This is a genomic window from Paraburkholderia tropica (genome assembly GCF_914484835.1).
GTDB lineage: Bacteria > Pseudomonadota > Gammaproteobacteria > Burkholderiales > Burkholderiaceae > Paraburkholderia > Paraburkholderia tropica_A.
Genome location: NZ_CAJZAR010000109.1, coordinates 1 through 10,850 on the forward strand (window position 1 = coordinate 1; position 10,850 = coordinate 10,850).

11 protein-coding genes are annotated in these 10,850 nt (G+C 67.7%); 2 read left to right on the forward strand and 9 right to left on the reverse strand.

The genetic code is table 11. From position 1 onward, the window contains the following. Window positions 1–183 precede the first annotated feature (183 nt). The 8 genes from LDO54_RS38035 to LDO54_RS38070 form a co-directional block, all read right to left on the reverse strand. A complete protein-coding gene (locus tag LDO54_RS38035; protein ID WP_224018178.1) occupies window positions 184–738 on the reverse strand; it encodes a phosphonate degradation HD-domain oxygenase in 555 nt (184 codons plus the stop codon). Window positions 739–801: 63 nt separating this feature from the next. Next, on the reverse strand, window positions 802–1,629 hold the full coding sequence (locus tag LDO54_RS38040; protein WP_224018180.1) for a GntR family transcriptional regulator: 828 nt from the start codon (window positions 1,627–1,629) through the stop codon (window positions 802–804). Window positions 1,630–1,633: 4 nt separating this feature from the next. Continuing rightward, window positions 1,634–2,509 (reverse strand): 2-aminoethylphosphonate ABC transport system, membrane component PhnV, encoded by an 876-nt coding sequence (phnV, locus tag LDO54_RS38045; protein ID WP_224018182.1) that lies wholly within the window; start codon window positions 2,507–2,509, stop codon window positions 1,634–1,636. Beyond that, the gene (locus LDO54_RS38050) at window positions 2,499–3,431 is read right to left on the reverse strand and encodes a 2-aminoethylphosphonate ABC transporter permease subunit (RefSeq protein ID WP_224018184.1); all 933 of its coding nucleotides are present in this window, start codon (window positions 3,429–3,431) and stop codon (window positions 2,499–2,501) included. The genes phnV and LDO54_RS38050 overlap by 11 nt, the downstream gene beginning before the upstream one ends. Further along, the gene (gene phnT, locus LDO54_RS38055; protein WP_415774557.1) at window positions 3,409–4,509 is read right to left on the reverse strand and encodes a 2-aminoethylphosphonate ABC transport system ATP-binding subunit PhnT; all 1,101 of its coding nucleotides are present in this window, start codon (window positions 4,507–4,509) and stop codon (window positions 3,409–3,411) included. Before phnT ends, LDO54_RS38050 begins: the two co-directional genes overlap by 23 nt. Window positions 4,510–4,582: 73 nt before the next feature. Beyond that, window positions 4,583–5,668, reverse strand: a complete 1,086-nt coding sequence (gene phnS / locus LDO54_RS38060; RefSeq protein ID WP_224018186.1) for a 2-aminoethylphosphonate ABC transporter substrate-binding protein — start codon at window positions 5,666–5,668, stop codon at window positions 4,583–4,585. Between the two features lie 65 nt (window positions 5,669–5,733). Continuing rightward, complete coding sequence (locus tag LDO54_RS38065; RefSeq protein WP_224018188.1) at window positions 5,734–6,033, reverse strand: hypothetical protein; 300 nt, start codon at window positions 6,031–6,033, stop codon at window positions 5,734–5,736. Between the two features lie 132 nt (window positions 6,034–6,165). Further along, window positions 6,166–6,921: a DeoR/GlpR family DNA-binding transcription regulator gene (locus LDO54_RS38070; protein WP_224018197.1), complete on the reverse strand. Its 756-nt coding sequence runs from the start codon at window positions 6,919–6,921 to the stop codon at window positions 6,166–6,168. A gap of 232 nt (window positions 6,922–7,153) precedes the next feature. On the opposite strand from LDO54_RS38070, the gene LDO54_RS38075 reads away from it, so the two are divergent. Further along, window positions 7,154–8,728, forward strand: coding sequence for an ABC1 kinase family protein (locus tag LDO54_RS38075; protein WP_224018190.1), 1,575 nt, complete (start codon window positions 7,154–7,156; stop codon window positions 8,726–8,728). 292 nt (window positions 8,729–9,020) lie between these two features. Further along, a complete protein-coding gene (locus LDO54_RS38080) occupies window positions 9,021–9,923 on the forward strand; it encodes a DMT family transporter (RefSeq protein WP_224018192.1) in 903 nt (300 codons plus the stop codon). A gap of 92 nt (window positions 9,924–10,015) precedes the next feature. Here the strand turns inward: LDO54_RS38080 and LDO54_RS38085 are convergent. Then, window positions 10,016–10,850: L,D-transpeptidase (locus LDO54_RS38085; protein WP_224018193.1), on the reverse strand; the 835-nt coding region annotated here is incomplete at its 5' end.

Here is a 10,850-nt window from a genome sequence, read left to right on the forward strand (position 1 = left end):
TTATGAAGGCTCTTTTTCGTTTCGTCAACTTCTTTTTTTACGTTGCCGTTTAAAAGCTTGTTGCCGAACCGACCCGCGGGTTTCTCGTCGCGGGCTTCGCGCTGCGCTGTCAGTGACAGTGAATTGCGAAGGAGGCGAATTCTAGTCATGCAGATGACATATTGCAAGCGCTTTTTTGATATGTCAGGCGTGGCGCGCCATCACTCGCTCGACGATCCGCAGATAGTGATCGAGATCGGGCGTCGGCTTGCCCGCCACCTTGGCGAGATCGTCCCAGCGGCGCAGGCGCACCGCATCGTCGGCGTAGGGACGCGATGCGAACTCGCGCGCCGTCTCCGCATCGAAAATACCGCCTTGCAGCTGCAGGCTGCGCACCGAGTCCGCCGAGAGGCAACTGAAATACGCGTCGTCGGTCGCGCACAAATAGCGCTTCGCATCGACGTGCAGCTTGATCGGCTCCAGCACCGCATCGGGCAGCACCGGACGCAGGAAGGGCAGCGCATAGTATTGATGCAGGTCGTCGATACCGCGTGCCGTCGGCGTTTCGCCCTGATGGTTCAGCAGATGCCCGAGGTCGTGCAGAAAGGCGGCCGCCACCAGTTCGTCGCTCGCGCCCTCTTCCTCGGCCAGCGCGCCGCTCTGTAGCGCGTGTTCGAGCTGCGTCACCGGCTCGCCGCTATAGGCCTGCTCGCCGTGCGTTTCGAACAGGCTGCGAATATCGTCCAGACTCAGTGCCATGCTTCTCCATCCTTTTCTCGATCGCGACGACAACAGCCGCACCACCCGCGCCGCCGCCTTCGTCTATACAAACTCGTCCTGCGCGCGCATCAGCGCGGCCGCCTCCTCGGCGTCGCGCGACGCGAGCGCATTCAGGATCGCCCGATGCCGCGCATACGACCGCTCGCGCGCCGCGTCCGTCAACGCATCGCGCGGCGACAGCCGCCACTCGCGCACCGCGCGCCGATACGCCTCGTGCAGCTTGCCGTTGCCCGCCGCCGCCACCAGCGCGTCGCGAAACGCCTCGCGCGCCCGCGCGTAGTGCGTGTCGTCGTCGATATGAGCGAGCGTGTCGCGCATGAGATCGAGCCGCGCGCGAAGATCGGCGACCTGGGCCGCGTCGATACGCGCCGCCAGCGTGCGGCACGCCGCTTCCTCCAACACCGTGCACAGCGCCGCGAGTTCGGCGGCCTCCGCGTCCGAGACGCTGCGCACGAACACGCCGCGATGCTTCTCGTTGCGCACGAGACCCGCCTGTTCGAGCGCGCGGAACGCCTCGCGCACCGGACCGCGCGACACCTGCAGACGCGCCGCCCATTCGGCTTCGACGAGCTTCGCGCCCGGTTCGAGCTGACCGCCCGCGATACAGCGCTCGATCTCGTCGCGCACCAGATCGGTCAGCGAATGCTGGCGTAACAGTGCAATCGGAGCAATCGGTGCGATCGGCGTAGTCGCGGCGCTGAGTGACGATGCCCCGCCCCACTGCGCCTGAGATTGCGCCCGAGACCCCGCCTGCGCTTCATCGCGTCCGTCTTTCGACACGCTCGTCTCGTCTTCGTTACGCACTTCGCGTCGTTCCCTTGCATCGCGCCCGGCACGCTTGTCCGGCGCGTCGAGCCATCGTGCGTTCATCGACTCAGGCCGCACGCCGACGCGGCACGCGCGCCGCGATCAGCAGCAGCGCCGCCAGCGACACGATCAGCAGAATCAGCGACAGCGCCGATGCCGGCAGGTAATACCCGCGCTCGACCGCGCCGACCACGACGATCGGCACCGTCTGGAATCCCGGCGGATACACCGTGAGCGTCGCGCCCAGTTCGCCGAGCGAGAGCGCGAAACCCAGCGCGAGACTCGCGCGGATCGCGGGCACGAGCTGCGGCAGCACCACGCGGCGCAGCACCATCGCGGGCGGCGCGCCGAGACTCGCGGCCGCTTCGCGCAGCACGGTCAGCTCGGGACGCAACGCCGCCGAGGCGCAGCGATAACAGAACGGCAACACCAGCGCGAGCTGCACGAACACGACGATGGCCGCCGAGCTCGACAGATCCACGGGCGCCTTGTGATAGGCGATCAGCACCGCGAGACCGAGCACCACGCTCGGCACGCCGTTGGGCACCATCGCGAGCGTATCGACGACCGCGCCGAGCCCCTTGCGGTCGCGGCCTTCGAGCGCCAGCGCGAGCCACAGTCCGAGCGCCGTGCCGAGCACGGCCACGCCGAAGCCCACTTCGAGGCTCGTCGCGAGCGCGTCGAAATCGGTCGAGCCGAGCCGCTCGAACCAGCGCGTGCTGTAGCCATCGGGGAGGATCGTGCCCGACCAGTGCGACGCCACGCTCGACAGCGCGACGACGATCACCGGCAACACGAACAACCAGAAGCACAGCAGCGCGGCGAGCGCGAGCAGCACGCCGCCCGCAAAACGCGATACGAAACTGCGCTCGACGGGCCGCGCACGCAGATGCTTCGGCGGCAGCGCGACGCTCGCGCCTTCGCTAACCGGATTAGTTGACATTGCGCGCGCCTCCGTGACTGCGTCGATTCACGCGCCGATACAGCGCATACAGTGACAGCGACATCGCGAGCATCACGACCGCGCCCGCGGCGGCGGTCGGCAAGTCGAGATCGACGGTCGCCGAGCTATAGATCGCGACGGGCAGCGTGACGAGATGCGCGCTGCCGAGCACGAGCAGAATGCCGAACTCGTTGAACGTCAGCAGGAAACACAGGATCGTGCCGGCGGCGATGCCCGGCCACGCGAGCGGCAGGATCACGCGCGCGGCGACCATGCGGTTATTCGCGCCGAGACTGCGCGCGGCTTCGATCAGCCGCATGTCGAGCAGCGAGAACGCGGCGAGCGTCGGGCGCACCACGAAGGGCGCGTAGAAAACGACTTCCGCGAGCACCACGCCGCCGATGCCGAACAGGAAATCGAGCGGCGGCGATTGCAGATGGAACAGGCGCTGCAAGCCGATGCTCACCGAGCCCTGCGAGCCGTACAGAAAGATCAGCGTGAACGCGACCAGAAACGACGGAAACGCCACGAACAGTTCGAGAAAGCGCGTGACGAGCTGCGCGCCCGGAAACGGCTTGAAGAACAGCATCGCCGCGATCGCCACGCCGAGCAGCGACGCGAGGCCCGCGCTCAGAAACAGGATCCACAGCGTCGTGCCGATCACGCCGCGCGAATCCGGGTTGCCGAAGAAGCTCGCGTAGGCGCCGAAGCCCAGACCATGCGCGCCCGTGAGGCTCAGCAGCACCAGACGCACGAGCGGATACACCACGAGCGGCCCGAGCACGAACACGAGAAGAAACGCGATGTGCCATTGCGCGCGGCGCTCGCGGCGGCGCACGGCGGCCGCGTGGGCGTCGGCGCCCGGCAAGGCGAACGGCGCAGCCGCCGCCGCGCTCGAATCAGGGGTGGATAAGGACGACATCGTCAGCCTCGTAGCGCAGGGAGACGCGCATGCCTTTCTCCGGCGTGATGCCGTGGCCGCGCTGCATGGTGACGAGCACCGGTTCGTTCGGCATCGCGTCGAGCAGCACCGGCACGGAAAGCACCGAGCCATACCATTCGACCGATTCGATCGTGCCGTGCAACTGCCCTTCGCCGAGCGGCGCGATGCGCAGGCTTTCGGGACGCAGGCAGGCGAGCTTGTCGCGCACGTCGTGACGCGCGTCGCCGACCGGGAACGCCACGCTGGGCGGCAGCAGGTTCGCCGCACCCAGATAGCGCGCTACGTACGCGTCGTTCGGCGTGTCGTAGAGTTCCTGCGGCGTGCCGAGCTGCGCGATGCGGCCGTCGCGCATCAGCAGCGTGCGGTCGGAGAGCACCAGCGCGTCGTCCTGATCGTGCGTCACGCAGACGATCGTCAGGTCGGGCAGACGCTCGTGCAGCGCCTTGAGTTCGCTGCGCACCGAAGCGCGCAGATTGGCGTCGAGCGCCGAAAGCGGTTCGTCGAGCAGCAGCACGTCCGGCTCGATCACGAGCGCGCGCGCCAGCGCCACGCGCTGCTGCATGCCGCCCGAGAGTTGCGCGGGCATCACGTGGCCTTGATCGCCGAGTTGCACGAGCTTGAGCGCATCGGCCACGCGCCGCGCGATCTCGCGCGACGGCACGCGGCGCGCCTTCAGCCCGAACGCGACGTTCTCGAACACCGACAGATGCGGGAACAGCGCATAGCTCTGGAACAGCAAGCCCAGGTTGCGCTGATGCGGCGGCACGTGCGTGAGGTCGCGGCCCGCAACGGTCAGCGTGCCCGCCAGCCCGTCGGCTTCGATGAAGCCCGCGATGAAGCGCAGCAAGGTGGTCTTGCCGCAGCCGCTGCGGCCCAGCACGGTCAGCAGTTCGCCGCGCCGGATCGTGAGCGACAGGTCGTTCAGCACCGTGCGCGCGCCGAAGCGCACGCTCAGACGATCGATCTGCACGCCGGCCACGGCCGCCGTATCGGTTAGACCGGACACGTCCGGCATCGCGCGGGCCAGGTCGGCCGACGCCAGGGTTGCGGTATTCACCGGTTCATCTCCACGTATGACTCAATGCATGCGCGCGCGGCCCCGCGAGGCGGCCGCGCGCAGCGAGCCACGTTTATTGCGGCTTGACGACTTCGACCTGCTTGCCCGACGAGCCGATCACTTCATTCTTCCAGCGCGTGGTCCAGCCGGCCTTCTTCGCCATCACCTGGTTCCAGTCCACCGGAATCAGCTTGACGCCCTGGATCGCCTGCTTGACGACTTCGCCGTTCTTGCCCGTGAGCGCCACGTCCGTGCGGCCCGGAATGCCGAAGATGTCCGGCACCTTCGCCTGCACGTCCGTCGACATCAGATAGTCGATCAGCTTCTTGCCCGCCGCCTGGTTCGGACCGTTCTTGATCAGGCCGATCGCGTAGGGCAGCTGGAACGTGGTCGGATGGCTGTTCGCGTCGGCAGCGAGGAAGATCGGCTTGAGCGAGAGACCGCCGTTGGCCGCGTCGTCGAGATCCATCTGCAGGTCGCCGTTCGCCACCGAGATTTCGTTACGCGAAAGCAGCACGTCGAGGTAGCCCGTGCCCTTGGTGTGGAACTTGGCGCTCTGTTCGAGCTTCTTCAGATAGTCGAACGCCTTGTCCTCGCCCATCAGCGAAGTCGTGAGGATGATCACGGCCATGCCGTCGCCGGCCGTGGCCGGGTTCGAGTACGCGACCTTGCCCGAATAGTCCGGGTGCAGCAGATCGGCGAAGGTCTTCGGCTGGGTCTTGACGACTTCGGGGTTGATCGCGAACGAGAAGTAGTTGTTCACGAACGTCGCCCACGAACCGTCCGTCGCCTTGGCGATGGCCGGCACGTTCTTGTAGTTCACGCTCTGGTACGGCTGCAGCAGGCCGCTTTGCTGCGCCTGCTGGATGAACGGCGGCAGCGTGACGATCACGTCGGCCTTGGGCGCATCCTTTTCGACGTTCGCGCGGTTCACGACTTCGCCGCTGCCCGCCGTCACGATGTTGACCTTCACGCCTTCCTGCTTTTCGAAGGCCGGCAGCACGTCGCGGTAGAGATTTTCGAGGCCGTCGGCCGTGTACAGCACGACCGCGCCGGCGGCATGGGCGCTCAGCGCGACGCCCTGAAGCATCGCCGCGGCGGCCAGCATCGGCAGCGCCTTGCGTGCAAAACCGGCGCGATGGGAATTCCTGTGGTTCATGTCACTCTCCGAAGGCAAAAACCATTGGCTCGGGGATACCCGATGCGTATGTGTCATTGGTCGTGTCAGCGATCGTGTCGTCGATCGCAGATCAATCGAACGTCGGCGGACTGCGCCGCCAGCCATGCCCGTCCGGTGCGCCGCGCGGATTGCAGATTGTCTGCAATCCGTCGTCGCCGCTCCGGGACGTCGAGCCGGACAGCACGCCAGGAGGCGTCCCTGTGGTGCTCCTGATCGCGCGCCGGCCCCGTCTGAACGGGCCCGGCAAGAATCACAGGTTTTCGTGACAGGGCCATGACGATTGTGGCGTTTGTCAAAAAATTCCACAATTCGCCAAAAATCCCCATATCGATGGACGCACGCATGCCCCGCGCGAGTGCGCGGATATCACCGTGGAAGGGCGTAAAAGGCGATGCGGAATGCGCCGCGCGGCATCAAAGCGCGGCGCGGCGGCAAGGCGGGAAAGGCAGAAAAGGAGAAAGCGGCGGCGGGAAAAATCAGGCGATGACGAGTTCGGGCCCGCGCGCCTCGATCGCACGCGCGACGGTCTTGTCCGGCGCGAGTTCGGTGATGACGTAGCGCGCGCGTTCGAAGCCGTTGATGCGCACCGGCGTCATGCGGCCGAACTTCGAGTGGTCGGCGACCACGATCGCACAGGCCGCCGCCAGCAGCATGCGGCTGCGCACCTCGGAAACCATGCGCGAGTAATCGGTGAGCCAGCCGTCGGCGGTGATGCCGCCCGCGCCGACGAAGGCGTAATCGGCGTGATATTGCGAGAGTTGCTGCACGGTATCGAGGCCGAACGTGGCTTCCTCGTGATCGGACAGCTCGCCGCCCAGCAGCGTCACGCGGTTTTCGTTGCGGCGGCCGAGCAGCAGCGCGATGCGCCAGTCGTTCGTATAGACCGTGAGGCGATGGCGGTCCGTGAGCGCGCGCGCGAGCGCATGCGTCGTACTGCCCGAATCGATGATGACGGACGCGCCGTCGGGCACGAACTCTGCTGCGCGCTCGCCGATCGCGCGCTTGGCGCTGGCGTTGGCGGCCTCGCGCACATCGAGATCGGGCTCGCTGCGATCGCTCGACAACGCGCCGCCGTGTGTGGTGACGAGCAGTCCGCGGCCCGCGAGCGTGTTGAGATCGCGGCGGATGGTTTCACGCGAGACGCGCAGCTCGCGCACGAGATCCGCCACCGAGAGCGCGCCGTTCCGGTTCACTTGCGAAAGGATGTATTGGTGACGTTGTTCTGCGAGCATCTGGGTGGGGCGCGCGGCGCGCGTGGAAATCTGAAAAGGCCGCCGTATTGTATTACGCGACCGCATGGCGACGGGCCGGGCCGCGCGGCGGCGATCCGTGGCGCAGGCCATGCGCTGCGGATCAGGCCGACGCACCAGGCAAAACCGGCACTGCCATCGCGCGGTCATCCCTGCTAATCTCGTGTGGCCGTCCGGGCGCCGGACGGCCCCTGTTTCGTCGACAGCCGACTTCATGCTTGCACGACTTCGTCAACTGCGTCTCCTGTTTTGCGCGCTGCGCTACGGCATCAAACTGATCTGGCTCGCGGCGCCCGAGCATCACAAGCTGCACTGGATCCTCTCGCTCGCGGCGCGCATGCGCGAGGACGAGCGCCTCGCCGCGCGTCTCTCGGGCGCGCTGCCCAAGCTCGCGCCGATCGCGGGCGCCTTCGCGCAGACGCTCGCCGCACGGCCCGAACTCGCCACCATCACGCTGCATGACGCCATCGAGTCGATCGAGCATTTCGAAGCGCCGCTGGCCGGCGCCGAACTCGATGCGGCCCTGCACCGCGCCTTCGGCAAGCCGCCGCAGACGCTGCTCGCGTGGATCGATCCCACGCCCTGCCACAACGGCTGGTGCGAGCAGACTCACGTCGCGCGCCTCGTCGAACCCATCAACGGACATCATCTGGTGACGGTGCGCCTGCTGCGTACGCACCAGGCCGAAGAAGTCGACGACGACGCCGCGCTGCTATGCGGCGTCGCGCGCTGGCTCGAACGGCTTTCGGGCGGCGCGCGCCGGCTGCAATTGCGCGCGCTCGCGCAAACGCTGCGCGATGACTTGCAGCGCCGCTTCGATCTGCGTGCCCAGGCCGCGAACCTGAGCCAGAGCGGCCACCATCTCGCCGACGACAAGCGCGTGCTCGTGCCCGATGTGATCTGGGAACTGTGCACCGCGCACACGCTCGCGGTGCAGCACGTCGACACGGTGCGCGCGACCGACGTCGTGGGTCTCGCCGAGCATCGCATCAACGCCGCGAGCGTGGCCGCGCATCTGATCGAAGTGGTCACGCAGCAGGCCTTCGAGCACGGCTTCTTTCACGCGGCCCTCGATGCGCGCCGCGTGGCCGTCAGCGTCGAGCCCGAGACGCGCGGACGCCTGATCTTCGCGAGCGCCGCGCTGATGACGAGCCTGTCCTCGCCCGAGCGCGAGTTCTTCGTGCATGGCGCGACGGCGCTGTTCGACCAGGACTACGCGCGGCTCGCGGAGCTGCATCACCACGCGGGCCACGTGCCCGCGCACGCGCGCACCGAACGCATCGAAGCGGAACTGCGCACGCGCAGCGAAGCGCACTTCGCGGACGATTCGAGCGAGCGCAGCGCGGGCGCGCTGTTTCATCATCTGCTGCATGCGGTGCAGCCGTTCGGCGGCGAGGTGTCGCCGCGTCTCGTCGCCGCGCAGCGCGCCTTCGGCGAAGCCGAAGCGCTCGCGCGCACGATGCATCCGGGCATCGATGCGTGGAGCATCGCCCGATCGACGCTCGGCGACATCGCCCGTCGCGATCTGGGTCATCACGGCTGGATCAAGCGGCTTTCGCAGGAACTGCCGCATCTCGCGCAGATCGCGCCGCGCGTGCCGCAACTGATTTATCACTTCATGAATCGGCATGCGAACGTGGCGCATGGACAGCCCGGCGCGCAAACGACGACATCGGCCGGGATGCTGAAGGCGCTGCGCCGCGAACATCGACGCACGCGCACGCTGCTGATCGCGTGCGCGCTCAGCGGTGCGTTTATCGGCGTGGCCGCGACGCTGGTTGCGTTCTAGATTTGGCGCGAGAGTCGGTTGAATGACGCCTGAACCACGCCTGAATGTCGGTTGAATGACGGCTGAGTAGCGGCTGAATGACGGCTGCTGCTTTTGTGGCGGCAGCGTCTCCGCCAGCGTTTCGCCCTTTTCGCTTGACCTCGCCGCGCAGAACTGGCTGTTAGTTGCGATTCGCCGGAACACGCCACCAGTGCAGTCCTGAACAAGACCGCCACCGCCGCGCCGCGCGATACTCCGGGCCTCTCGAACCCGATGCGCCGCCCCGCGGCGCGCGCCCGCGTCCTCAAAGCCGATGCTCGCCTCGCTCGCTCCCGCCCTCTTCGTCGTCCTGTGGTCGACGGGTTTCGTCGTCGCCCGCGCCATTGCGCCCTACGCCGATCCCAATCTGTTTCTGCTCGCGCGCTTCGCGGGCACGGCCGCGCTGTTCGCCTGCGTCGCGCTGGCGATGCGCGCGCCCTGGCCGCGCGGACGCGAGATCGGCAAGCATCTGTTCGCGGGCGCGCTGCTGCAAGGCGTGTATCTGGGCGCGGGCTACTGGGCCGTCGCGCAAGGGCTGAGCGCGGGCGTGATGGCGCTGCTCGGCGCGCTGCAGCCGCTGCTCACGGCCACGCTCGCCGCGCCGCTGTTCGGCGAACGCATCTCGATGCGGCGCTGGCAGGGCATGTCGCTCGGTCTCGCGGGCGTCGTGCTCGTGCTGATGCCGAAGCTCAGCGCCGCCTTCCACGCCACCGCCACCGCCACCGCCAGCGCCGATCCGGCCGGCGCGCACGCAAATCCGCTGCTGGTGGTCGTGGTCGCGGTGCTCGCGGTCGGCGCGATCACGGCGGGCACGCTGTATCAAAAGACCTCGCTCGCCCAGGCCGATATCCGCAGCGCGAGCGCGGTGCAGAACGCGGGCGCGGCGATCGTCGCGGCGCTGCTGGCGCTCGCGCTCGGCGAACATCGCTGGATCGGCTCGGCGACCTTGTGGATTTCGCTCGCGTGGGGGATCGCGATGCTCTCGGGCGCGGGCGTGACGCTGCTCGTCTGGATGGTGCGGCACGGCGATGCCGCGCGCGCCACCGCGCTGCTCTACCTCGCGCCGCCGCTGGCCGCGCTCGAAAGCTGGCTGCTGTTTCGCGAGACGCTCGCGCCGATCCAGATCGCGGGTTTCGGCGTGGCGCTCGCGGGCGTGCTGATCGCGCGGCGCGGCTGACCGTTCCGCCGCCACGACCGCTTCCCCAAAACGACACGCGCGGCGGGCTGGAAGCCACGCCGCGCGTGTCGTGAAGCGCACGCCTCAACGCATCAATCCGCCGTATCGCCGCCCTTCGGCACCTGCGCGTGCGCCTTCGCGCCGGGCGCGGGCGCCCAGCCGGGCCGCGCCTTGCGCGCCGAATCGATCACGACGATGAAACGTCCTGCCCACGGCGAGATCTGCCGATCCGAGTGCAGCACCCAAAGCGATTTGCCCGACTCGACGAGCGCCTGATACTCGGCGTCGATGATGCCGTGATGATCGATGAAACGGTTCAGCGTGGACGGAATGCGCACGCAGCCCTTCGAATGGCGGATGCCGAGTAGCGGCTCCAGACGATCGGGATCGGTCGCGTGCATCTGGAAGCGCATCGGCGAGACGCCGCCCTTGCCCCAACCGCGCTCGCCATCAACCCAGCCCAGATCGTAGATGCGCATGTCGCGCGCACCATAGCCGCGAATGCCGTTCTGGTTCATCGTGCCTTCGGCGCGGAAGTCCATGTTCGACGGCGTGTGCTCGAACACGCCGAGCGGCGTGAGGAAGTGATCGAATTCGCCGGGACGGCCGGTCGCGACCGGCGACGCGCCGACCATCTGCCAGGAATCCTCCGGCATCGCGCGGAAGTAGATGAAAAGTGCCTGCACGTTGGCAGCGCGATCGACGAGGATGACGTACTCGCCCGCCAGCTCACCGAGGTCTTTCTCGTCGAGCGCAGCTTGCAGGCGCTGGCCGTAGGCGCGCTGCTCGGCGATCGGCACGCGCAGACGGCGCTTCACCTCGCGCGCGAAGTCGTCGCGCATGGCGAGCGCGCGGCGGGTTTCATCGGCGGCCTGTTCGGGCGTGAGCTTCGGATGCTCGGGCAGGACGAGCGGCGCGGGGCCGGCG